This window comes from Zunongwangia sp. L-65 (assembly GCF_056859415.1).
Genome location: NZ_JBSXOK010000064.1, coordinates 80752 through 105085 on the forward strand (window position 1 = coordinate 80752; position 24334 = coordinate 105085).

19 protein-coding genes are annotated in these 24334 nt (G+C 35.8%); 14 read left to right on the forward strand and 5 right to left on the reverse strand.

The window, feature by feature from the left end:
• Positions 1–110: 110 nt before the first annotated feature.
• The gene (locus AC13DP_RS11935) at positions 111–1223 is read left to right on the forward strand and encodes a hypothetical protein (protein WP_483067874.1); all 1113 of its coding nucleotides are present in this window, start codon (positions 111–113) and stop codon (positions 1221–1223) included.
• A 2-nt stretch (positions 1224–1225) separates the two neighbouring features.
• Here AC13DP_RS11935 and AC13DP_RS11940 read toward each other — a convergent pair whose 3' ends face one another.
• Positions 1226–3772 carry an ABC transporter permease gene (locus AC13DP_RS11940; protein WP_483067875.1) on the reverse strand — a complete coding sequence of 849 codons (2547 nt, stop codon included), beginning with the start codon at positions 3770–3772 and terminating at the stop codon, positions 1226–1228.
• Positions 3773–4459 (reverse strand): ABC transporter ATP-binding protein, encoded by a 687-nt coding sequence (locus AC13DP_RS11945; RefSeq protein WP_483067876.1) that lies wholly within the window; start codon positions 4457–4459, stop codon positions 3773–3775. It lies immediately after the preceding gene.
• A gap of 194 nt (positions 4460–4653) precedes the next feature.
• On the opposite strand from AC13DP_RS11945, the gene AC13DP_RS11950 reads away from it, so the two are divergent.
• Positions 4654–5349, forward strand: coding sequence for an arylesterase (locus AC13DP_RS11950; protein ID WP_483067877.1), 696 nt, complete (start codon positions 4654–4656; stop codon positions 5347–5349).
• Between the two features lie 491 nt (positions 5350–5840).
• Here AC13DP_RS11950 and AC13DP_RS11955 read toward each other — a convergent pair whose 3' ends face one another.
• Positions 5841–6626: a 3-keto-disaccharide hydrolase gene (locus tag AC13DP_RS11955; protein WP_347407603.1), complete on the reverse strand. Its 786-nt coding sequence runs from the start codon at positions 6624–6626 to the stop codon at positions 5841–5843.
• Positions 6627–6916: 290 nt separating this feature from the next.
• Between AC13DP_RS11955 and AC13DP_RS11960 the strand changes: the two genes are divergently transcribed.
• The 12 genes from AC13DP_RS11960 to AC13DP_RS12015 all read left to right on the forward strand — a co-directional run bounded on the left by AC13DP_RS11960 (position 6917) and on the right by AC13DP_RS12015 (position 22314).
• Entirely contained in the window at positions 6917–7381 is a 465-nt protein-coding gene (locus AC13DP_RS11960) for a (2Fe-2S)-binding protein (protein WP_483067878.1), read from the forward strand.
• 15 nt (positions 7382–7396) lie between these two features.
• On the forward strand, positions 7397–9670 hold the full coding sequence (locus AC13DP_RS11965; protein WP_013071369.1) for a xanthine dehydrogenase family protein molybdopterin-binding subunit: 2274 nt from the start codon (positions 7397–7399) through the stop codon (positions 9668–9670).
• 217 nt (positions 9671–9887) lie between these two features.
• Positions 9888–10490 carry a YkgJ family cysteine cluster protein gene (locus AC13DP_RS11970; RefSeq protein ID WP_013071370.1) on the forward strand — a complete coding sequence of 201 codons (603 nt, stop codon included), beginning with the start codon at positions 9888–9890 and terminating at the stop codon, positions 10488–10490.
• A gap of 125 nt (positions 10491–10615) precedes the next feature.
• Positions 10616–11143, forward strand: a complete 528-nt coding sequence (locus AC13DP_RS11975) for a DUF4494 domain-containing protein (RefSeq protein WP_272958316.1) — start codon at positions 10616–10618, stop codon at positions 11141–11143.
• Positions 11144–11516: 373 nt separating this feature from the next.
• Entirely contained in the window at positions 11517–13157 is a 1641-nt protein-coding gene (locus AC13DP_RS11980; RefSeq protein WP_483067879.1) for a TldD/PmbA family protein, read from the forward strand.
• Between the two features lie 26 nt (positions 13158–13183).
• Positions 13184–14500, forward strand: a complete 1317-nt coding sequence (locus AC13DP_RS11985; protein WP_483067880.1) for a TldD/PmbA family protein — start codon at positions 13184–13186, stop codon at positions 14498–14500.
• Between the two features lie 98 nt (positions 14501–14598).
• Positions 14599–15219 (forward strand): DUF4159 domain-containing protein, encoded by a 621-nt coding sequence (locus AC13DP_RS11990; RefSeq protein ID WP_013071374.1) that lies wholly within the window; start codon positions 14599–14601, stop codon positions 15217–15219.
• A 12-nt stretch (positions 15220–15231) separates the two neighbouring features.
• Positions 15232–16227, forward strand: coding sequence for an AAA family ATPase (locus AC13DP_RS11995; protein ID WP_013071375.1), 996 nt, complete (start codon positions 15232–15234; stop codon positions 16225–16227).
• Entirely contained in the window at positions 16228–17121 is an 894-nt protein-coding gene (locus AC13DP_RS12000) for a DUF58 domain-containing protein (RefSeq protein ID WP_347407599.1), read from the forward strand.
• Entirely contained in the window at positions 17122–18384 is a 1263-nt protein-coding gene (locus AC13DP_RS12005; RefSeq protein ID WP_347407598.1) for a BatA domain-containing protein, read from the forward strand.
• Positions 18381–20585, forward strand: coding sequence for a tryptophan-rich sensory protein (locus AC13DP_RS12010; RefSeq protein WP_347407597.1), 2205 nt, complete (start codon positions 18381–18383; stop codon positions 20583–20585). The genes AC13DP_RS12005 and AC13DP_RS12010 overlap by 4 nt, the downstream gene beginning before the upstream one ends.
• Positions 20575–22314, forward strand: a complete 1740-nt coding sequence (locus AC13DP_RS12015) for a hypothetical protein (RefSeq protein WP_347407596.1) — start codon at positions 20575–20577, stop codon at positions 22312–22314. Before AC13DP_RS12010 ends, AC13DP_RS12015 begins: the two co-directional genes overlap by 11 nt.
• A gap of 581 nt (positions 22315–22895) precedes the next feature.
• Here the strand turns inward: AC13DP_RS12015 and AC13DP_RS12020 are convergent.
• On the reverse strand, positions 22896–23327 hold the full coding sequence (locus tag AC13DP_RS12020; protein WP_347407595.1) for a hypothetical protein: 432 nt from the start codon (positions 23325–23327) through the stop codon (positions 22896–22898).
• A gap of 99 nt (positions 23328–23426) precedes the next feature.
• Positions 23427–24122, reverse strand: a complete 696-nt coding sequence (locus tag AC13DP_RS12025) for a LytR/AlgR family response regulator transcription factor (protein WP_347407594.1) — start codon at positions 24120–24122, stop codon at positions 23427–23429.
• Between the last annotated feature and the right edge of the window lie 212 nt (positions 24123–24334).

Below are 24334 nucleotides of genomic sequence, written 5' to 3' on the forward strand. Positions count from 1 at the left end.
ATAATTGGTTACAAAATAATTTTTTTCAATTATAACCGTTATATATTAGGTTTTGCGATTGAAAGATTCTTAGACTCACCTTAATGTAGATATAATCTAATTAAAATATAATGAAAAATAATTATTTCCTATTTGCAATTTTAGCGGTTTTCTTCTTTTCCTGTAGCGATGATGATCATGAGACGAGATTTTCTGAAGTTTCTGATAATTACTTTGTTAACGATCCAACCACTTCAGAGTATAACCTTGAAGAATGGCAGGATCTTATAGGTATTCCTTTTTATGTAAAAGCCGTGGCTTCTAATACCTATTTATCTACAAAAAGATCAGATAATAAGTTGACATTAACCGATTTTGATGAAGAAAATGAACAACTATTATTTGGTATTTCAGAAAAGGATGAGGTTTCAAGGTCACTTTCATTAATTTCGGTAATAGAAATGGAAAATATCGGAGTACAATCAATGAACTCTAAAGAAGAGTTATTAGTTCCTGTAATTTTCGATGCTGCTGAAAATAATACACTTCAGGATACTCAATATTGGCGTTTAATAGCTAGTGAAAACAATCATTATTCATTAATTGAAAATGCTACATTAGGTGAAAATGAGAAAAATTTTGTTTTAGAAACGGCAGAAAATTCGATTTATCTTTCTTCAAAAAAAGATACGCAAAATCAACAATTTGAAATTATTCCCAAAGGTGATTTTGAAATTGAAAATATACAATTTGATACTGAAGCCGGAAAAGTTATGAATAGTGAGTGGATAACATTTTCTAAGGATACGGTAACTAACCCTACCAATGAATTTAAGGAAGTAACTGTTTATGATGAATATCCTGATACGCTACATGCTTCTTTTATCGAAAATAACCAACAAGTTTTAATGCCTTTAAAGAATAATCAAATAGAAATACGATTGCCTGCTATTGAAGTCATTTACGATGAAATCAACGTTAGTCATGGCTGGGATAAAATGATAACATATGCTGAAAATAGTGAGTGGAAAAGAAATGTGGAGATTTCAGGGCAATCTGACCTCAAAATTCCACCACAAACAGAGTATGAGATCACTTATAATATCAACAGGTATACTATTGAAGTACCTTATGAAATTACCTATAAAGATCAATCATCTGGTGCAAGTTTCAGAAAAAAGGGTATTTGGACAACCGAATTTTATTATGAATCAGAAACTAAATTAAATGAAATTAATAAATAAGTTTATATACTTTCCCGCCGCAGTACCTGTAGCGGTGGGTTTTTTATCACACTACGGCTATTTGCCAATCCAATAATTAAAACCAGTAAAGTAATCCCCGGGAATAAAATTCCAAACGGAATCCAGGATGGAATAAAGGTGGTTTCAAAAGCCAACCAGGCTAATAATAAACTACTTATTAGTGATAATAAAATTCCACTTAAACTTCCCAAAACCCCCAAATAAATATATTCTAGGGCTGCAATCTTAAGAATCTGGTTACTTTTAGCACCTATTGTTCTAAGCAGGACACTCTCTTTAATGCGTTGATATTTACTGGTTCTAACCGCACCTAATAGAACAATAATTCCCGTAAGAATACTAAAAAAGGCCATAAAATTGATGATCCAACTTATTTTGTCCAGTAATCCTTCGATTATGCTCAATACCTGGCGTAAATCTAAAATCGAAATGTTTGGATAATTTTTGACTAATAATTGCTGAATTTCAGCCGACTTTTGTGCATCGGGGACCTTTGTCGTTATGACATGAAATTGTGGTGCCTGCTCCAAAACACCTTTTGGAAAAACAATAGAAAAGTTAGTCTGCATCCGTCCCCAATCGACCAGTCGGGTACTGGCAATTTTCGTTTTCATTAAAACACCCTGTACATTAAAAGTGACCTGATCGCCAACTTCAACCTGAGCATCTTCAGCAAAATTTGTACTTACCGATATCGGGATCATTTCAGGATTTTCAACTTCAGCAATCCACTCTCCATTTTCAATACTTTCCGAAGCAATTAAAGAGTCCCGGTAGGTCACACGAAACTCATGGCTTAAAATCCACCCGTTAATAGTAGAAGTGCTGTCTTCCCGAATCTCATTTACCGATCTTCCCTTAATATTTTGTACGCGCATCGTAACGATTGGGATATCTTCGATTACAGGTAAATCCTGCGAAGCTATAGTTTTAGACACGTTTTTCGTCTGGCCTGTTTGTACATCCAGCAAAATCATATTGGCACTGGTGTTGTTATTATCTAAGGTAGCCTGTGCGAGTAATAAATCTTTACTAAAATAAAGTGTACTGATTAAAAAAGTACCAATGCCAATTGCCAAAATCAGGATCAAGGTCTGGTTTTGAGGTCTGAATAAATTCCGAAGGGATTGTCGTGAAACAAAACTCCAGGATTCAGGGAAAAATTTTCGGATAAGATTCATAAATACCTTAGCAATACCGGCTAAAATCGCAAAAGTGACTAATACACCAGTAATGAATGACAATGCATATTGCCAGTTTCTAAGGAGCCAAAATGAGAAGAGGAATAAAAATAAAATAATCAATATTGAAATTCCTAAAAGTGCTTTTCGTGATTTTGAACTTGTATTTTCCTGAACACGTAAAACCTGAAGCGGTGATACGTAAAGTGTACCTACAAGAGGGTACAATGCAAATAAAACAGACATTAAAATACCCAATACGATTCCGGCTAAAATTACCCTGGGTGAAATCGATAAAGCTATTTCTACCGGGAGTAAACCTTCTAAAATTATCGGAAAAGCATATTGTAAAATTACGCCTAGAATACTTCCTAAAATTCCGCTTAAAAAGCCTATAAAAGCAACCTGAATCAAGAAGATTAAAAAACTTTGTTTTCTAGAAGCCCCCAGGCATTTTAGCACCGCAACCGATTTTAATTTTTCCTTGATGTAAATATTAATTGCGCTGGCAATTCCCACACACCCCAATAATAAAGCAATAAAAGCAACAAGATTTAGGAACTTTCCGAAGTTTTCATAACGTTTACCTAATCGCTCACTGGTTGATAGATGGGTATCAAGATCGGCATCTTCTTGCTTTAATTGGTGAGCAATTTTTTCATCTAAAAGTTTAAGATTGGTCTTTTTATCGGCTACAAAATAATAGTCGTAATTAATACGGCTTCCGGTTTGTATGAGTCCGGTTTGCTCTATAAATTTATACGGAATAATCACCGGTGGCGCTATCGCTCCAAAAAGTGAAGAACTACCGGGAGCCTGCTTTAATTCTCCTAAAATAGGGAATATGATGTCGCCAATTTTAATACTATCACCTACTGCAATGTCGAGCTGAAGCATCACAGTAGCATCTACTAAAGCGCCATTTTGATTTTGGTAGTCTGAAGCTGCAGATTTAGGTGTGGTTTCCAGTTCTCCATAAAAAGGAAACCCCTTATCAATACCACGAACGCTTACAAATTTTGTTCCTGTCTTGTTAGGAAAAGCAGCCATGGAGGCAAAACTAATTTCGCGTGAATCGATACCCAGAGAATCCATGATTTCAGTTACCCGCTCGCTTGGCGGATGATTCATATCTATGGTATAATCGGCACCCATTAGGGATTTAGATTGTAACGCAATATTATCCTGTAAATTTTCTCCAAAAGATTGAATAGAAACCACGGCGGCAATTCCCAAAACAATAGAAGCCATAAAAAGCAAAAGCTTGCGTTTACTGGCCTTTCCATCTCTCCAGGCCATTGTTAGCAGCCAGGAAAATCCTGGTTGTTGAGTCTTAATTTGCTGCATTTAAATCCCTGTTTTCTGGTCAGATACTATTTTCCCACCCTTAATTTCTAAAATATGCTGGGTCATTTTGGCCAATTCCATATCATGGGTTACAATCACTAAAGTAGTACCCAGCTCGGCATTTAATTCAAATAATAACTGAATTACTTTTTTCCCGGTTTCAGCATCCAGATTTCCGGTAGGTTCATCAGCAAAAAGAATTTCAGGATCGTTAGAAAAAGCTCTGGCTAAAGCTACCCGTTGTTGCTCTCCGCCAGAAAGTTGTGAAGGATAATGATTCATTCTATGGTCTAAACCTACTTTCTTCAGTAATGCTCTAGCTTTTTCTGTAGCCTGTTTGTTTCCTTGTAATTCTAACGGAACCGCCACATTTTCTAATGCGGTAAGTGTGGGTAATAATTGAAAATTTTGAAAAACAAACCCCACTTTTTGATTCCGTAGCGAGGCCAGGTCATCTTCAGAAAGACTGCTTAATTGTATGCCACATAATTCGATTTCACCCTTGTCAATCTGGTCTAAACCTGCGCAAAGTCCTAATAAAGTCGTTTTTCCGCTACCCGATGGGCCAACGATCGCAAAGGTTTCTTTGGCTTCAACTTCGAAATTAATATCATGCAAAATCTGGAGTTTTTTACTTCCGCTGTCGTAGCTCTTCTCCAGGTTGGTAAGGTTTAATATCTTTGTCATTGTATGCTGTGGGGCTCTAAAAATTAGATGTTATGTTTTTATTGGCATCGCCAAAAGGATATAATAACCCAAGGTTCCTGATTCAGTATTTTTAAAAACAGAATATTCAAGAACGTACAAAATAAGAAATGATTTTAAGACCTTCTGAGATTTATCCCTAAACTTGTTTAAATTTCTTTTGAAAAAAATTGACCATGAGAATAACCAATCTTAGTAAACTAATCGTAGCGATTTTTTGCCTTATTTTTTTTAATTCCTGCAAAAACGAAGAAAAGCAGTCTGGGTCTTCTTCTGAAAAAGTTTCTACTGAAACTGCTTCTGAAGAAAATAAAGCTGAAGAAGCGCCAGTCGTGTTATTTTTTGGAACCAGTTTAACCGCAGGTTTAGGCTTGGATACTACAGAAGCATATCCGGCGCTGATTCAGAAAAAAATGGATTCACTGGGGATGGATTATAGCGTGGTGAATGCAGGATTAAGTGGTGAAACCACCGCAAGTGGATTAAACCGACTTGATTGGGTTTTTAAGCAAAATGTGGATGTTCTGGTGATTGAACTTGGTGCCAATGATGGTTTACGTGGTGTGTCGTTAAAGGAAACCAAGAGTAATTTAGAACAGATTATTAATACGGCAAGGGAGAAAAACCCTGAAGTAAAAATTATTCTGGCCGGAATGCAAATTCCCCCAAATATGGGAGAGGAATATACCTCTGAATTTAGATCACTTTTCCCTGATTTAGCAGAGCAATATAATTTAGAGCTTATTCCTTTTTTATTGGAAGGTGTTGCCGGAGATCCAAAATTAAATCAGGAAGATGGTATTCATCCCACAGCCGAAGGGCAACAAATTTTGGCGAATAATGTCTGGAAATTATTGAAAGAAGATCTATAATGAGCACTGAACAATAAGCAATAAACGATAAACAATGAGTAGAGTTGAGCGTTAGTTAGACCGCAATAAAACTTAGCCAATACATCTATTTTTATGTTGAGATCGATCTCTCTGCTTCTGGCACGATGGGATTGTGAGCTTATGGTCGATGTAGACAATTTACAATTAGCAAAAATCTGTCAACCGGGAATTGTATGTTATAAATCCTTAATTTGAAAATGTATTGATTTGATAATTGAGAATCAAGACACAGGATCCAGTAATCCGGATAAGGTATTGAATTATGAATTTTCGTTATTTTGACCAGATCGTAGCAGAATGGAGAAATCTTTTTTATGAATAAAACTGTGGCAATACGGTAATTTGAAAATCGATCTTTCTTTAAACCTTCAACTTTTCAACTTTCCACTTTAAAAACATCAACCTCAAGATCAAAAAAAATCCGACTATAAATTAGCCGGATCTCATTGTTCAAAAAATTAAACGTCAACTTATAATTTTCTCACCCAAATATTTCTAAATTGAACTTTGGTACCGTGGTCTTGTAAAGCAATAACATCTTCTTCGTGCGCCTCAGGGTAATTATGTAAACCAATATAAAGGGTTAAGCCTTGTATAGTCGTGTTGTTTTGTACGACCACGCCATTATGGAGCACGGTAATTTTTGCCTTTTGGTCTATTTTGCCATCTTTAAAACGTGGAGCAGTGTAAATCACATCGTATACATTCCATTGATCTGGAGAACGCATGGCATTAACTAGTGGTGGCGCATCTTTATAAATACTTCCTGCCTGGCCATTGCTATAAGAGCGGTTATTGTAGGAATCTAAAATTTGTAACTCGTATCTATTCTGAAGAAACAATCCGCTGTTTCCTCGTCCTTGTCCTGAATTTTCTACCTTATCGGGAGCACTCCATTCAATATGAATTTGTGCATCGCCAAACTTCATTTTCGTCTGGATGCCGCCGGAGCCTGGAACAACTTCAAAATAACCATCTTTTATAGCCCAGGGAGCTGCTTTTTCGGTATCAGTCTGACTTACCCATTGATCTAAATTTTCACCATCAAAAAGTATGATAGCATCTGAAGGTGCATCACCAGGTTTTTCACCCGGAGTAATTTTACTAACCTGGGGTTCCCAAATTTCAGTCATTTCTGGTTTCATGGGCATAGGAGATACTTCTGGCGGTGTATTAGGCGCATCAACCTGGGCAAAACCAATACCGTAACATCCTATACCAAATAATAATAGTGTGGTTATTTTAAGTTTTTTCATATTCTTAAAAAAAGAGTTTGATTAAATTTCTTCTGAAATATAAAGAATAAGTAATAAAAAGCCTTTAAAAATTATAGAATTATAAAAACAGAAATGAAAATAGTCTAATAAACAGGAATATAATCAACCCAATCTCATGAATATTTGAATGGAAAATATGAGAAGTTGGATTATAATAAAGCTTCTTAAAAATATATGAAAATATCCTGTTTAATTTAAATCAATTCCAAATAGCTAATATTTAATAGCGTTTAAGAAAAATTTTAGTAATTTTTATAAAAAATTATGTCATGGCGAAATTCAATCTTAATATCAACGGTGAAGAGAAAACCGTAGATGTAGACCCTAATACCCCGCTATTATGGGTTTTGAGAGATCATTTACATTTAGTAGGAACTAAATATGGCTGCGGAATTGCCCAATGTGGCGCCTGTACGGTTCATTTTAATGGTGCTGCAGTACGTTCTTGCCAGCTACCGATTTCTTCTTTAGAAGGAAGTAAGATAAAAACTATCGAGGGTTTGTCTGAAAATGGAGATCATCCAGTACAACAGGCCTGGTTAGACATAGACGTTCCGCAATGCGGTTATTGCCAGGCAGGGCAAATTATGTCGGCTTCTGCATTGTTGGAAAGCAATCCAAGTCCAACAGACGAAGAAATAGAAAATGCCATGAATGGTAATATTTGTCGATGCGGAACTTATAGCCGAATTAAAGCGGCGATCAAAGCTGCTTCAAAATCTCAAATAGCCTAATTTAACCTCAGAGAAATGACAAAGAAAAGTACAACAGTTAATAGAAGGTCTTTTATAAAGAGTGTTGGTATTGCCGGTGGTGGTTTGCTTATTGGCTTTAACTGGTTGGCCTGCAAGCGCAGTGAAGAAGTTGCTGTGGGAGAAACGGCCTTAGAGATGCCCGATGAGTGGTTTGAACTTAACGGCTATTTAAAAATAGGCGATAATGGGGTGGTGACAATTTATTCTCCAAATCCTGAAATTGGTCAGAATGTAAAAACCTCGATGCCAATGATGGTGGCTGAAGAACTTGATGTAGACTGGAATAATGTGATCGTAGAACAAGCGCCATTAAATACTGAATTATACTCAAGACAGCTTGCCGGTGGTAGTCAATCAATTCGCCAGGGTTGGGAACCGCTAAGAAGAGCAGGAGCAACAGCAAGATATATGCTATTGGAAGCTGCTGCGAAGCAACTGGAAGTTCCGGTGGAAGAACTAAGCGTGGAAGACGGAATTATTTCGCATTCGGGTAGCGATAAGAAAATTTCGTACGGAGAGATTGCCAAAGCTGCCGCTGAGATTGAAATTCCAGAGGAAGAGCAGGTTATTTTAAAGTCCAAAAACGATTTTAAAATTATAGGTTCTTCAAGAAAAAATGTAGATGCTAAAAAGATCGTAACCGGGCAACCGCTTTTTGGCTTAGATACTTATAAAGAAGGAATGCTAACGGCCATGATCGTTCATCCTCCAAAATTTGGAATGGAATTTAAATCGATGGATGCCGATAAAATTAAAGAAATGCCAGGCATTAAAGATGTCTTTACCATCGATACTTATCCAGAAGGGCTCCAAAAACAATGGAGTGATGTTTCTGCCTTCAGTAAGTTGGTTGTTGTTTTAGGAGAATCGACCTGGCAGGTCATGCAAGCCAAAAAAGCTTTAAAAGTAGAATGGGATTTAAATCCTGAGCTGACAAAAAAGATTGAAATTCTTGAAAAATCAGCAGGAATGGGAGAGGTAAGTGGTTTAGAGAGTTCAGCAATACATACTTCTTTAATGGCTGATGTTGGATCTAAAAAAGCGGAAACAATACGAAAAGACGGGGATCCGGAAACTGCTTTTAAAAAAGCAACAAGAATTATAGAACGCTCCTATACCTGTCCGTTTTTAGCGCATAACTGCATGGAACCCATGAACTTTTTTGCCAATGTCACCGAGGATAAAGCCGAATTATTAGGCCCTATTCAAACTCCCGAATATGCTGAGAAAACCATCCAGTCCCGCTTAGGTTTAGACCTTGAGAATATAGATATCCAAATGACAAGGATGGGTGGCGGTTTTGGGCGTCGTTTATATGGTAATTTTCTGGTAGAAGCGGCGGTAATATCTCAAAAAGCAGGCGCACCGGTTAAGTTGGTGTATTCCAGAGAAGATGACATGACAGATGGTGTTTATCGCCCGGCATATCACGTAACTTATAGAGCTGCTTTAGATGCTAATAATAAGATCACTGCATTTCATGTTAATGCAGGGGGAATAAAGGAAAGTCCGTTATTCGCCAATCGCTTTCCTGCCGGAGCAATTGAAAATTATTTAGCCGAAAGCTGGACCTTGGATAGTAATATTTCAATAGGAGCTTTTAGAGCACCAAGGTCTAATTTTATAGCCGGAGCCGAGCAATCATTTTTAGATGAGTTAGCGGAAGAAACCGGTCAGGATCCAATTCAGTTTAGGCTAGATCTATTGAAAAAAGCCAAGGAAAGTCCGGTAGGGGAAAACAATGATTATGATGCGACTCGTTTTGCCGGCGTGCTAGAAATGGTAAGAGATAAATCGGGTTGGGGAAGGCAAGACCAAAATAGTAATCGCGGAATTTCAGCTTATTATTGTCATAACTCGTATGTAGCTCAGATCTTAGATTTAAGAGTCCAAAATAACGAACCGATTATCGATAAAGTAGTTTGCGCGGTAGATTGCGGAATTGTAGTAAATCCAGATGCCGCTAAAAATATGGTAGAAGGCGGAACCATAGATGGTATTGGGCATGCATTATATAGTAAGATTAGTTTTGAAGACGGTATGCCGCAACAAAGTAATTACGATACTTATCGTTTAATACGACATAAGGAAGCACCAAAAAGTATCGAAGTATATTTTATCGAAAATGGAATCGATCCAACCGGATTGGGAGAACCACCATTTCCGCCGGTTATTGGGGCGCTGGCTAATGCTTTATATAAAGCTACCGGAAAACGTTTCTACGATCAGCCTTATATCGCCGGGCTTCAGGGCGAATTAAAAACATAAGCTTATAAATAACGCTGATTAGTTTATGATTTTTAGAGACTGTTTTTTCTATGCAGAAAAAGAAATATAACTCTATTAAACTAATCAGCGCTACTATTTTTATCCTTTGGGGTTTTATTCTAGTTAAATTATAAATATTATCAATTTTGATATTTAACAGTTTCCTCTTGAGATTTTATTAAAACAGATGCTATTTTCAACTAATTTCGCGATCAGAATGAAATTAGAAGAAAAAGTAAGGGCAGTCGAAAGTTTATTCGAAACCCTTTCAGAAGAGCTTGATACTTTTCAGGCTCAGGCTGGGTTTAGTTGCGCTACCGGATGCGGGAAATGTTGCGAAAAACCAGGTATTCAAGCATCACCACTAGAATTTTTACCATGGGCATTTCAGTGCTTTTTATCAGGAAAAGCTGAAGAAACTTTGGATCACCTAAATTTATCGACTGTCGAAATTTGTCATTTATATAAAACCTTGAGTTTGGAGAGTGGTTCTGGCAGATGTACAGCGTATCATGAGCGCGGTTTGGTTTGCAGACTATTTGGCTATGCAGCGCAACGTGATAAACTGGGGAAACTTCAGTTGGTAAGTTGTAAATTATTAAAGCAGCAATCAGTGGCTTTTCAGAAAACATCGCAGGCGATTCAGGAAAATTTACCGGTACCGGTTTTTAGCGATTATTATTTACAATTGGCGCAAATCGATTTTAATTTAGGGAGAAAAATAATTCCTATTAACAAAGCGATGAAACTGGCTTTAGAAGAAGTTTTACAGTACTACTCCTACCGTCCCTTCCCAATCAATTGGAAAAGAATCGCTTAGGATTTTACCTAATATTGATTAAAAAGGATAGCTTTTTTTAAAATTTAAACTTGTGAATATCTAATCTTAGGATTGCTTTCCTAGCAAACTTTAAATTTTATTTTTGCGCTCTTAAAATTCAAGACATGAGCGTAATTTGGTATGAATGTAAGGTGAAATACAGAAAAACACACGAAACTGGCGAGCAGAAAGTGGTAACCGAAGTGTATCTGCTGGATGCAGTGTCTTATACTGAAGCTGAAACCAGAATTACTGAAGAAATGCAGAAGCTTACCAGTGAAGATTTTATGATTAAAAATATTAAAATCGCAAATTTCGCTGAGGTTCATCCTTTTGATAATTCAGATCGTTGGTTTAAATCTAAGGTTTCTTTAATCGCTATGGATGAAGAAAGCGGAAAAGAAAAAAAATCAAATAGTTATATGCTGGTGCAGGCTAATGATGTAAAAGAGGCTTTTGAGAATACTACTAAGGCGATGGAAGAAACCATGGGTGATTATAGTATACCATCGATTGTAGAATCACCTATTTTAGATGTATTTCCGTATTTTACTGGAGAAGAAGAGCAGCTGGAAAAATATAATATGATGGATGCTGTAGAAAGCTTAAGCGAAGAAGCACAACAGGAAGAGGCAAAACAGGAAGAAGCGTAGGTAAGCACATCGTCCAAACATAAGCTTCCTAATTTATAAGCTTATTAGGAACAATATAAAAAAGGCCTTTCAATTTAATTATTGAAAGGTTTTTTTATGCAAAAAAAATAGAATTACAGGAGTTTGTTTTTTTAGAATTTTAAAGACTTAGCAAGAAAGATATGAAATAAGGCTATTTAAATGATGTAATTGTGTTAAATTTATATAATTTAAGAGAAAAATATAGGTTCATTTTGTTTATAGTGTTAATATTATAACGGAGTTCTTAAGAATAGAAAACTAATAAAGAGATAAACAACTGTTTACGCTCTTTTCTTTTTTACCTGGGAAACCAATCATTAAAACGTTAGCCAACTCAAAACAAACTTAATTTATGAAAAGAAGAGACTTTGTCCAATTAACCGGAATGGGTTTAGGGGCCATGATGCTTCCTTTTTCTACTATGGGAAGTAATATTGCTGCTGAAGCCCTTTTGGAACCGGGATTAGATGTAGCTGCAAAAAAGATCCTTGCCGATGTAGCTTTAAATACAGCTAGAAATCTTGGAGCCAGTTATGCAGATGCTCGTATTGGGCGATATTTAAATCAATATGTTTTTACTCGTGAAGATAAAGTTCAGAATGTGGTGAATACCGAATCATTTGGTATAGGTATTCGGGTAATCGCTGATGGAACCTGGGGTTTTGCCTCTACCAATGACGTGACTGAAGACGGAATCAAGAAAGCGACCAGCCAGGCTGTTGCCATTGCAAAAGCGAATGCTAAAATTCAGAAAGAACCAGTGCAATTAGCACCGGTGGAGGCGTTTGGTGAAGTAAGCTGGAAAACTCCAATAAAAAAAGATTTTAAAGAAGTACCGGTGTCTCAAAAAGTAGAATTGCTCTTAGATGCGAATTCGGCCGCTATGAATAATGGAGCCAATTTTGTGAACTCCTCTTTGTTCATGGTGAACGAACAAAAATATTTTGCTTCTACAGATGGCTCTTATATCGATCAGGATATTCATAGAATTTGGCCTACTTTCGATGTAACCGCTATCGATCGTACAGCTGGAAAATTTAAATCCAGATCAGCTCTTAGTGCACCCATGGGAATGGGCTATGAATATTTAGATGGTTTAGAAAGCGAAAAATTAGTTGGTCCGGCCGGTTTAAAATTATATAGAAATAGCTACGATATTATAGAAGATGCCACTTTAGCGGCAAAACAGGCTAAAGAAATGCTTACAGCAGAATCTGTTCAGCCAGGAAAATATGATCTTGTTTTAGAACCTAACCATTTAGGACTTACTATACATGAATCTGTAGGACATCCGTTGGAGCTAGACCGGGTTCTTGGTTACGAAGCTAATTATGCGGGTACCAGTTTTGCTACTTTAGATAAATGGAAGTCTGGCGACTTTAAATATGGCAGTGATAAGGTAAATATCGTAGCAGATAAAACGCAACCTCATTCTTTAGAAGCTGTTGGTTACGACGACGAAGGAGTGAAAACCAAGAAATGGGATCTTATTAGAAATGGCATTTTAGTGAATTACGAAGCGATTAGAGATCAGGTTAAAATTATCGATCAAAACGAATCTCACGGTTGCTGTTATGCACAAAGCTGGAATGATGTTCAGTTCCAAAGAATGCCAAATGTTTCTTTAGAGCCGGGCAAAGAAAAATATTCGGTAGAAGAAATGATAAAAGATGTAGAAAAAGGGATTTATATCGCAGGTCGCGGCTCGTATTCTATCGATCAACAACGATATAATTTCCAGTTTGGAGGTACCATCTTTTACGAAATTAAGGACGGAAAAATCGTAGGGATGCTAAACGATGTTGCTTACCAGTCAAACACGCAGGAGTTCTGGAATTCCTGTGTGAAGATCTGTGACGAGAGCGATTATCGTTTATTTGGTTCGTTCTTCGATGGGAAAGGTCAGCCATCACAGGTTAGTGCCGTTTCTCATGGTAGTTCTACTTCGCGATTTAAAGATGTAAATGTGATCAATACAGGAAGAAGCATCTAAGATTCTCTAACCTAACAAATAAAAAAATGGCAATATATACTGAACAAGAAGCTCGTGAAATTCTTGAAAAAGCAATGAGCTTTTCTAATGCAGATGCTTGCGTAATGTATCTAAGTGGAAGCGAAAGTGGCAATATTCGTTATGCGAGAAATACCGTTTCTACCGCAGGACATCAATCCAACCAATCCTTACAGGTAGTGGCGAACTTCGGAAAAAAATCCGGAACGGCAACCATCGATGAATTCGATGATGAATCTTTAAAAAGTGTGGTACAAAGGGCGGAAGAATTAGCACAGCTTTCTCCTGAAAATCCAGAGTTTATGGATCCTTTAGAACCGCAAACTTATGATAGGCCGGTAAATTATGTAGAGGCAACAGCGAACATTAAACCAGAATATCGGGCTGAAGTTGCTGCAAGTAGTATTCAACCGGCTTCAGAACAGGAAGTCACTGCAGCTGGATTTTTGGATGATGGCGTTTCCTTTAGAGCAATGCTTAATTCAAAGGACCTGTTTGCTTATGATAAATCGACCAACGTAGACTTTACAGTAACTATGCGAACTAATGATGGTACAGGTTCTGGTTGGGTAACCAGGGATTATAATGATATTTCTAAGTTCGATCCAGAGGAAGCTGCTGCAATCGCAATAGAAAAAGCGGTGCTTTCTAAAAAAGCAAGGGCAATAGAACCAGGGAGATATACCGTAATCTTAGAACCTGCCGCTGCCGGAGATCTATTACGAAATATGTACCGCTCTCTTGGCGCACGTACAGCAGATGAAGGTCGTAGTTTTATGTCTAAAGAAGGCGGAGGCACCAAGCTTGGTGAGAAAATAGTGGACGAACGTGTAAATATCTGGAGTGATCCTTTACATCCCGATGTTCCTACAGCAACATGGAATGGGGATGGTTTACCGCTTAAAAAAACATCCTGGTTAGAAAATGGAGTGGTTAAAAATCTTGCCTACGACAGATATTGGGCCTCAAAAAGTGGAGTAGATCCGGTGCCATTTCCACCAAATATGATTATGGAAGGTGGGGACATGTCTAGAGAAGAATTAATAAAAAGTACTAAACGCGGAATTTTAGTAACCCGATTTTGGTATATACGATCTGTAGATCCTCAAACCTTGCTCTATACTGGCCTTACGAGAGATGGAACTTTTTATATTGAAAATGGTGAAATTAAATATCCTGTAAAGAACTTCCGGTTTAATGAAAGTCCTATAATTATGTTGAACAACCTGGAAGCCTTAGGCGAGCAGGTGCGAGTAAACGGAAATTTGATTCCATACATGAAGATTAGAGACTTTACATTTACCAGTCTTTCAGATGCTGTTTAATGTTAAGCTAAAAAAGTAAAATCCATAATCTCGTAGAATTCTATGAGATTATGGATTTAGTATAACTAGAAGAAAATTCATAAACGAAGCCCCTTAATTTGAATAAGGATTTTTTCTTTACCAGGTTACAATACGAATCGGGAGATTGGGACGTAGATCAACGAATGCCTTCCAATCTACTAAATTCTTTGATCGAATACACTACACTGCCCGTGGATCCTCAGGAAAATATTATTTCGTTGGGAAGTGATGAAATTTTTAATTGTCCGTTTTGCTATTTATCGGGACATAAACTCGTCCAGTTTACAAAAGCCGAAAGTGATAATTTTAAAAAATACGTTGAAAATGGCGGTTTCGTATTTGTAGATGATTGCAATCATGATATCGACGGACTTTTCGCTAAATCTTTCGAGCGTCAAATGGAAGAAATTTTTGGCCCACTGGCTTTAAAAAAGATTTCGAACGATCACGAGATTTACTCCAGCTTTTTCGAGTTTGAGGACGGTCCACCAACAACTTCTCAAGAATTAAATGGTTGGGGAGACGATCTGGTACACGAATATCTTAAAGCCATCGAGATCCAGGGAAAGATAGGCGTCTTATATTCTAATAAAGATTATGGTTGTGAATGGGATTATGATTTTAGAAATAAAAGATTTTATCGAATAGACAATACTCGCTTTGGTGTAAACATCGTAATGTATGCACTTACGGCATAAGAGTTTTAAAATATGAATGAAGAATTACTAAATCTTGAAAAAGAAGTAAAAGACCTAACCACCAAAATTGACCTTCTAAAAACGGAGATCGGGAAAATTATTATTGGTCAGGAAGAAACCATAGAACAGTTATTGATCACTTTTCTAGCAGGAGGTCACGCTTTGCTTGAAGGTGTTCCAGGGTTAGCAAAAACCTTAATGATTAGAACCTTATCTGATGCGATAGCGCTAAAGTTTAAAAGGATTCAATTTACACCAGATCTTATGCCATCGGATATTATTGGTACTGAAATTTTAGAGGAAGATCATACGACCGGTAAAAAGTTTTTTGAGTTTAATAAAGGCCCTATTTTCTCGAATATTATTCTGGCTGATGAAATTAACAGAACGCCCCCTAAAACCCAGGCCGCTTTGTTGGAAGCTATGCAGGAGTTTGAAGTTACCTACTCAGGAAAAACCTATAAGCTGGACAAGCCATTTTTTATTCTGGCCACTCAAAACCCTATTGAACAATCGGGAACATTCCCCTTGCCGGAAGCCCAGCAGGACCGCTTTCTTTTATACATTAAAATTGGATATCCAAGCGAGCAGGAAGAAACCAGTATTTTAAAAAGTACAACGAGTTCCGTAAAAAAGAAGGTCAATCCGGTTATTAGCGGAGAAGAAATTTTGCGTTTGCAGGAATTGGTAAGAGAGCTGCCTATAAGCGATGATCTAATTGGTTACGTAAGTAAAATAGTAAGGGCAACACGCCCAGAAACAACGACCATTGATTTTGTAAAAGAGTGGGTAAGTTGGGGTGCGGGACCACGTGCAGGACAGGCAATGATTTTAACTGCAAAAGCCAGGGCATTATCCCAAAAAAGACTGGCAGTAACGAAGGAAGATATTAATGTGGTAGCTTACCCTGTGCTGCGACATCGGGTAATCGTAAATTTTAAAGCTGAAGCGGCAAGAATTACTTCAGATCATGTTACTAAAGATCTATTAAAGAATATCGCTTTTTAGATGGATACGTATCAGGAACTTTTAAAACCAGAGATCGTTCGGGAAATTTCAGGATTGAGCCTGATGTCCCGTGTGATCGTTGATAGTTATTTGCAAGGCCTGAATAAAAGTCGGCATCTTGGTGTCGGGATGGAATTTAGTCAATATCGCGGTTACGAAGCTGGTGACGACCTACGTTTGCTAGACTGGAAGATGCTGGCCAGATCTGGACGCTATTACATCAAACAATCGGAGATCGAATCTCAGATTAGTGTAAAATTTATTATGGATGCCAGCGCTTCGATGGGACACAGTGAGCATAAGATTACCAAAATGGATTTTTTGAGAATTATGGTGGCATCTATTTCATATTTGGCGTATGACCAGGGAGATGATGTTGGACTTTTTGCATTGAATCAGCATGAATTACGGGCTGTTTATCCCAGAGCCGTAAAAAAAGATTTTAACCGCTTATTACACGAATTAATTGCGATCGACAATCGTGGAAAGTGGCCGGAAAGTTCGGCTTCTTTCAATCAAATTCATAGTCATCATCGCAAAGAGATCGTGTTTTTTATTACTGATATGCATCAGCATACATGCGAGTTGCAGGAATTTGCAAAAGCTCTAAAAACAGATCGAAATGAAGTTGCTGTACTCCAAATAATAGGGGAGCAGGAAATGGAATTTGAGTATAAGGGCACACTTACTTTTGAGGATATGGAGACTGGCGAAAAAGTAAAAATTACTGCCAAAGAAGCTAAAGCCCAATATTTAAAAGACCTGAAAAAGAGTATAAAGGATAACGAAGATTTCTTCCTTGGAAATGGGATTGATTATCAATTGTTTAAAATGAACGAACCATTAACGGAAACTCTAAAATTATACCTCAAAAAACGAATTAAATTAGCGTAAATGTCTTTTGTAAACCCCACTTATTTATGGAGTCTTTTAGGGCTTTTGGTTCCTATTGCTATTCATTTATGGAATAGGAGCGAGGGAAAAACCATAAAAGTAGGAAGCATAAGGCTAATTAAAGAAAGCCAGACGTCTAAGAGCAGTAGATTGCAGTTTAATGAATTTTTTTTATTGATTTTACGGCTAATTTTAATCAGTTTGGTCTGTTTTATTCTGGCATCTCCTGTATCGATTGCAAAACGCTCAAATCTTAAAATTGCATATGTGGTTGAACCATCGCTATTGAAGTTAAAAAGCTTAAGAGAAGCGTTGGATTCGATAATGGATAAAAATGAAGTGTATTTATTCGCTGAAAATTTTCCTGAATATGACAAAGAAAATTTAGTGTCTAATATTGGAGAAAGAGCATTTGAAAATCCCCAATATTGGCAATTGGCGCAGCAGTTTTCTAAGCTGCATAGCGATAGTCTTATAGTTTTTAGTAAAGCTAGATTAAGCGGAATTAATGGCAAAAGACCCGAAATTGCGCAAAAAGTAAACTGGATTGTTATCGATTCTACAGAAAGTACTAGTGAAATCATAGAAATGACTTCGTTTAAAGATTCGCTAGAGTTATTAGAATTCAATATTCAACAAAATTTAGGGCGATTTTCAAAAATAAGAATAGCTGCTATAGATAGCACTAATTATCATATTACTAAAAATGTATTGCGCCATGAATTAGATACGATACGTGTTCAGTTTTATGACGATTTGATGATTGAAGCTCAGGTTAAATATTTGAAAACTTCATTTACTGCACTGGGGAAATATCTAAAAAGACCGGTTGTTTTTAATGATTTTGAAATTGAAAATTCAGTTAGAAATCCTGGAATTTTGATATGGTTAAGTGCAAAGGAATTACCGGGATTTAGTAATACTATTTTAATTTTTAAGCCGGATGCCTACGCTGAAAAATTAATCGAAAAGACCGAAAAACCCAGTGTTTTTAAGCTTACAGATACACTACACAGAAAAAATATTTTAGAAGAGCATCTGGCTGAAAATCTTTTACCGCTTATTGGTTTACATCCTAAAATAGATTCTAAAATTACGGAGTTTGATATTCGAAATATAGACAAAGAACTTTTAGCGCCTGTTTTTAACTCCCAATCTAAAAAAAGCTATATAGTGCGATTGGATTTGACACCCTGGCTTTGGCTAGCCTTTTTATTGTTTTTTAGTATAGAACGCATCGTTTCAAAACATAGGGAGCAATGAGAAAGGGAGCAAAAGTTCTTTTAGATTTTAAAAAACGCTGGCAGCTTTATGCCTGGTTAAAAGTTATAGGGTTTGCCATGGCTCCATTAATTGTTTTATGTGGCCTAGAGATCAAATTTTGGATTTTGCCAATTGTTTTTGTAGCGCTATTGATCGTTTCAATTTTGTTATTAAAACCATTTAAAATAGGGCTTACGCAGGTTGTAAAATTTATAGATACCCGTTTTATTGAGGCTGAATATAGTGCAGCTTTGCTTTTAAAAAAGGATGTTGAGTTATCCAATATTGGGCGATTACAGAAGGAGAAAATTGCACAGCGATTTCAGCAGCGGTCTCAAACACTTCAACCGCCGGTATCATTTAAAAGTATTGTGATTCTATTGTTTTGTTGCCTGCTAATTGGTTTTGGCCTTCAGTATTTTGGAATTGGACTGCGTACTATGACTGAATTTCAACACAATCAGATAAAACCTTCAGTGAAGTTTACTGCGGCAGATTCAACTTCTGTAGAAAACGATACTCCGGCTATAGCAAATGCTGCTTTGGATATTCGGTATCCAAATTATACGAGAATCGGCAGCTTTCGCAGTGATAAAATGGATATTGAAGTCCTGCAAAATTCGCAGGTACACTGGACGGTGGATTTTGATCAAAAAATTGATTCGGTTATTCTAGAGTTTCAATCTCATTCTTATAAAATGAAGGGCGACAAACAGCGATTTGAAATCGGCAAGAAAATCAACGAACCTGTAGTTTATAATTTCCGGTATTTTGATTCGTTGGGTAACGAATATATTTCAGATCTTCATGGTATTAGCGTTTTTGAGGATGAAAACCCGGTGATCGAGATTGAAAATTTAGATCAATTTACATCATTTAATTTTTCCGATGAAAAAAAGCTTCAGTTTAGCTCGAGAATAAAAGATGATTTCGGAATTGACGAGGCATATATTATTGCTACGGTAAGCAAGGGTAGTGGGGAATCGGTGAAATTTAGGGAAGAAAGAATAGAATTTCAGCAATCGATTAATTCGGGTGCAAAAAGCCAGGAAATTTTTCAGGAGATAGATATGGATCGCCTGAACATGGAACCCGGAGATGAACTTTATTTTTATGTTGAAGCTTTAGATCTTAAGGAACCAATAGCCAATGTAACGCGAAGTGAAACCTATTTTGCGGAGATTAAAGACACTGTAAAAATGGATTATATGGAATCCAGTGGTATGGGGGTTGATTTGCTGCCGGATTATTTTAGAAGTCAACGTCAACTTATTATTGATACTGAAAAACTTATCAATGAAAAACCTGAGATTAGCCGAAAGGAATTTGAGAGCAGAAGCAATAATCTTGGTTTTGATCAAAAAACCTTGCGCTTAAAATACGGGCAGTTTATGGGAGATGAAGCCGAAGGAAGCCTGGCGTCTGAAAATGCTGAAAGTCTGGATGGCGAAGAGGATTTACTTGCGGCATATTCGCATAGACACGATAGTGATAATGAGCATAACTTGGTCGAAGAACATGAACATGGGCATGAAGAAGAGGAAGAAGATCCATTAGAAAAATATGTACATAATCACGAAGATCCAGAAGAATCTACTTTGTTTGCAAAATCATTAAAAACGCAGTTGCGGCAGGCGATAAACCAGATGTGGGATGCCGAATTACAGTTACGGATTTATGAGCCAAAAGCTTCACTCGAGTACCAATATCGCGCCTTAGAATTAATCCAGAATATTAAAAATAGTTCACGCATCTATGTACATCGCATAGGTTTTGATCCGCCACCATTGAAAGAGGATAAGCGTTTGACGGGTGAATTGAAAGATGTGGGGAGCTATCAAACAACGCAGGATTATGAGCAGGATTTAATATTTGAAGGAATTAGGAAAGCAATTGCTGAATTAGGCAAATTACAGGAAAGTAAATCTGATAAATTAAGCCAAAGGAGTAAAGAAATATTTAATGAAGCCGGTATAGAGCTGGCAAGAGAAGCCATTGAAAAGCCGGGACAATTTTTAGGTACTCTAAAAGCTTTAAAGAAGCTAGGTGGTGGCCAGCTTGAAGGTTTTAATCTACAGGAAATTCAGCATGCTTTGTGGGAAGCCTTACCAAAGCCAAAAGATAAAGCAATACCATCCAGATCATATCAAAACAATCTGGATCAATTAATGTTGGAAGAATTGGAGGCTTATGAACAGTGATATTACATTTCTAAATGATCGGCTTTTAAGTTTTTATCTTTTAGGTGGGGTGGTTTTGTTCATCGCTTTGGTCTATAAGGAATATGGTAATACTCGAAAAAGCGTTTTTTATCTAAGAGTTTCGATAGGTTTAATAGCTATTTTTTCGTTGCTCGCGATTGCATTAAGACCGGCTTATCCAAATAAGAAAAATAGTAACAAAGCTATTGTAATTACTGGTGGAGCCGATAAAACCCAATTAGATAGTTTAAAAAAAATATATCCTAAAATAACGACGGTCGATTATAAATCAGGAGATTTTATAAAGCCAAAATTAGAAGGGACGGCCAAGGTTTTTCTATTGGGTTATGGTATTGAAGAATACGACCTGTTTCAATTTGAAAATATGGATGTAGTTTACCTACCTTCTAAATTGCCACCTGGAATTGATAAAATAAAATATTCAAAAACAGTTTTTCAAGGTGAAAATGTAAACATTCGGGCTCATTTTTATAAATCAAAACCTGGTAATAAAGTTTATTTAGTGGATTTTGGCGGCAATAAGCTTGATTCAGCCGTGATAATAGATGGTGAATTTAAACTGAATGCGGTGACTAAACTTACAGGTGAATTTGTTTATCAATTAACAGTTATAGATTCGATAGGGGAGCAGGTAATACAGGAGCCCCTTCCCGTTAAGATTAATGCCCCCAAAAAATTGCGAATATTAATCCTCAATAATTTTCCAAATTTTGAAACCCGGTATCTCAAGAATTTCTTAGCAGAAGAGGGACATCAAATTACCATTAGAACACAGTTAACAAGCAATCGCTTTAAATATGAATATTTGAATACTAAAACACAAGTTTTTTCCGGTATCACTGAGGATTCTCTTAAGGATTTTGATGTTTTAGTCCTCGATACACCTGGTTTTAGCCAGCTTTCTGTAAATGAAAAGCAGATTTTGGAATCGGCCGTTAAAAAAGATGGTTTAGGTATTTATGTCCAGCAAGTTGAAGATAATTTTAAGGAAAAAACATTTGTAAATTTTGTCACTCAATTTGATGGTTTGCCAGAAATGAAGTGGCATAATGAGTCCCAGATTAAGCTTTATAAATATCCATATATCTTTCAGAAAACAGCAAATACTTACTCTTTATTAGAGATCGAAGATAATCTGGCAGTTTATCAGTATTTAGGTAGGGGGAAAGTTGGTAGCAGCGTTTTTAAGAATACGTATCAATTGCTTTTAAAGGGTAACAAACCGGTGTACAGGGAAATTTGGACAGATATTTTTAAAGAGATCGCTAAGCCATCATGGGAAAGTGTAAACTGGCAATTAGTAACTGATATCGGTTTAGTTAATGTCCCAGTAGATATTCGTATTAAAACAGCTTTGGCAAGACCAGCACTAACCGATAATTTAGAACATCATATTGCATTACTCCAACATGCGGATATATCAGACGAGTATGTAGCAAGGATTTATCCTGAGAAAGAGGGCTGGAATCATTTAAAATTATCAGCTGATGATAGCATTTTGGATTTTAAATTTTATGTATTTAAGGATGATGATTGGAGTACAAAAAGGCATAGTAATTTATTAAAAAATAGTCAATCGTACTTTAATAATGTTGCAGAAGCTCAAGAAAAGGAGCTGTTATTAAAACCAATTAATGTATACTGGTTTTATTTTATTTTTATAGGATGCGTGAGCTTTTTATGGTTACATCCTAAGTTAAAAAAATGATATTTTAAAAATTAAGTAGTCGCTAATACAATAATTACTATTTCTGGCAGTTTAGGAATAAGAAGGTTTACAGAAGGGAATAAGAAATTTTAACTATTTTTATAGTTGATTTTAACACAAAGGATTTATTATATTTTATGTGAAACCGTATGTTTGTTGAACCTAATCATTATTTCGTTAATTTGTATTAGCCTACAAACTGGAATAATATGGTAAAAGGGAGCACATGTGCTCCCTTTTTAGTTTTACTATTTTTGTAGATATGATAAATTATGGAAATCCAGAGTTTGTAATGATATTTACTTAAAATTTCTCTCCTAAAATTTCGTTAATTTATAAGTATTATATGTAATTTTGAAATTCCGAAATTAATAATTGATGAGTACTATTGAAAAAATAACTTTGATTGTCGCCATTGTTGACGTGCTGGCGGTAGTTATTTTTTATATTCTTTTAAAAAGATCAAAAAATAAAAATTCTTAATGGATATCTCCAGATTTCAAATTAAAAAAGCCTGAAATCATTTTTCAGGCTTTTTGCATTTCGGGGATCTCATTTTAGTTAATATAACTAATAACGAACTAACGATTGATATAAAAATAAAAACAAAACAAAACTTTAAAATCTAGTACTTTATACGTTGATTTAAAATTTCCGGAAGCAGGAGTTATGGGATTTGTTTCCGCTTCCGGATCTTGATCTAACCAATGTAATCTCAACTTTAATAATTTTTCTATCTTATAATTTTGTAACTTTTTAAGAGCATAACATTTTTCTTTATTGATATCGATAATTTTACCCATTTGTTTGGCTTTTTCTTTAAGAGAATAAAGTGTGAAGGCGGCTGGCAAATCTATTTCAGAGATACTATTAATATCTATGTTTAAAATATCTTTTGCCTTTTCTAAATGTGATTGTAACTCAGTCTCAATACTTTTAATGGTATAAGCATTTAATACACCAGATATTTTAATTAAGTGATTTTTCCCATTTGTAGCCATTCCTACGTACATTTCTTATTGTTAAATTACAAATCAATTCATCTTCTAAGATATTTATTATGCAGGCGGTTATATTTTTAGGATAAGCGGTAGGATTTTATATGTAAGTAGTTAAATTACATCAATGCTATTTAATACGTTTTTCCGAAATCTCCTACTAATAGATATTACTTTATTCCCTATTAAGACACTGTTATCTTCGATATCTTTTATTTTATCGATATTAATAATATAAGAGCGATGTGTTTGTACAAAATTTTCGCAGTCTAATTTTTCAATCAACTTTCTTAAGCTGCAGTAAGAAAAAATTTTTTGAGCTTCGAGATGAATAAAAACATAATTTCCACAAGCTTCAACATAATTAATGTCGTTAGGATTAATTTTTATTAGGCGCTTATCACTTTGTACATAGAATGATTTAGAAGCTTTAGCTGGGATGCTCATTTGTACTTTCCGTTTGCCAATAGCCTTATCGACTGCTTTTAAGAACCTGTTCTTTTTAATTGGTTTTAGAAGATAATCAAGAACATGATCAAAATCAAATGCTTCAATAGCATATTCTGTAGTCGATGATATTAAAATAACCTGAGGAGAATCTTTCAGTAGAGATAGCAATTCAAATCCACTAATATCAGGAAGCATTATGTCTAAAAATATTAAATCAATATTTTGATTCGACTTAATAAACTTCAATGCTTCAAGCGCACTCCCAAAAGTTCCTGCAAGCTTTAAATTGGTATGCTCCTGAATTAGCATTTTACATAAAGAAACCTGTAATTCTTCGTCATCAACAATTATACATCTCATTACTTCCAATTTGAGGAATAACTAATTAAGTGTTAATTTATTTAACAATATAACCAAAATATTGATTATATCTTTTGATTTGATATATTGTTAATAACTTTTTTAATTCATTAAAGACACTAATTTGTGTGTTTTTTTCTCTTTTTTAATCAGTTTGATTAAAATTTTAACCGGATATTAAGTAAAGCTTGTGTTTTCTGAAAGAGTTTAAA

Coding starts and splice junctions, on each gene's coding strand:
- AC13DP_RS11935 (WP_483067874.1), top strand. CDS start 111: ATGAAAAATAATTATTTCCTATTTGCAATTTTAGCGGTTTTCTTCTTT.
- AC13DP_RS11940 (WP_483067875.1), bottom strand. CDS start 3,772: ATGCAGCAAATTAAGACTCAACAACCAGGATTTTCCTGGCTGCTAACA.
- AC13DP_RS11945 (WP_483067876.1), bottom strand. CDS start 4,459: ATGACAAAGATATTAAACCTTACCAACCTGGAGAAGAGCTACGACAGC.
- AC13DP_RS11950 (WP_483067877.1), top strand. CDS start 4,654: ATGAGAATAACCAATCTTAGTAAACTAATCGTAGCGATTTTTTGCCTT.
- AC13DP_RS11955 (WP_347407603.1), bottom strand. CDS start 6,626: ATGAAAAAACTTAAAATAACCACACTATTATTATTTGGTATAGGATGT.
- AC13DP_RS11960 (WP_483067878.1), top strand. CDS start 6,917: ATGGCGAAATTCAATCTTAATATCAACGGTGAAGAGAAAACCGTAGAT.
- AC13DP_RS11965 (WP_013071369.1), top strand. CDS start 7,397: ATGACAAAGAAAAGTACAACAGTTAATAGAAGGTCTTTTATAAAGAGT.
- AC13DP_RS11970 (WP_013071370.1), top strand. CDS start 9,888: ATGAAATTAGAAGAAAAAGTAAGGGCAGTCGAAAGTTTATTCGAAACC.
- AC13DP_RS11975 (WP_272958316.1), top strand. CDS start 10,616: ATGAGCGTAATTTGGTATGAATGTAAGGTGAAATACAGAAAAACACAC.
- AC13DP_RS11980 (WP_483067879.1), top strand. CDS start 11,517: ATGAAAAGAAGAGACTTTGTCCAATTAACCGGAATGGGTTTAGGGGCC.
- AC13DP_RS11985 (WP_483067880.1), top strand. CDS start 13,184: ATGGCAATATATACTGAACAAGAAGCTCGTGAAATTCTTGAAAAAGCA.
- AC13DP_RS11995 (WP_013071375.1), top strand. CDS start 15,232: ATGAATGAAGAATTACTAAATCTTGAAAAAGAAGTAAAAGACCTAACC.
- AC13DP_RS12000 (WP_347407599.1), top strand. CDS start 16,228: ATGGATACGTATCAGGAACTTTTAAAACCAGAGATCGTTCGGGAAATT.
- AC13DP_RS12005 (WP_347407598.1), top strand. CDS start 17,122: ATGTCTTTTGTAAACCCCACTTATTTATGGAGTCTTTTAGGGCTTTTG.
- AC13DP_RS12010 (WP_347407597.1), top strand. CDS start 18,381: ATGAGAAAGGGAGCAAAAGTTCTTTTAGATTTTAAAAAACGCTGGCAG.
- AC13DP_RS12015 (WP_347407596.1), top strand. CDS start 20,575: ATGAACAGTGATATTACATTTCTAAATGATCGGCTTTTAAGTTTTTAT.
- AC13DP_RS12020 (WP_347407595.1), bottom strand. CDS start 23,327: ATGTACGTAGGAATGGCTACAAATGGGAAAAATCACTTAATTAAAATA.
- AC13DP_RS12025 (WP_347407594.1), bottom strand. CDS start 24,122: ATGAGATGTATAATTGTTGATGACGAAGAATTACAGGTTTCTTTATGT.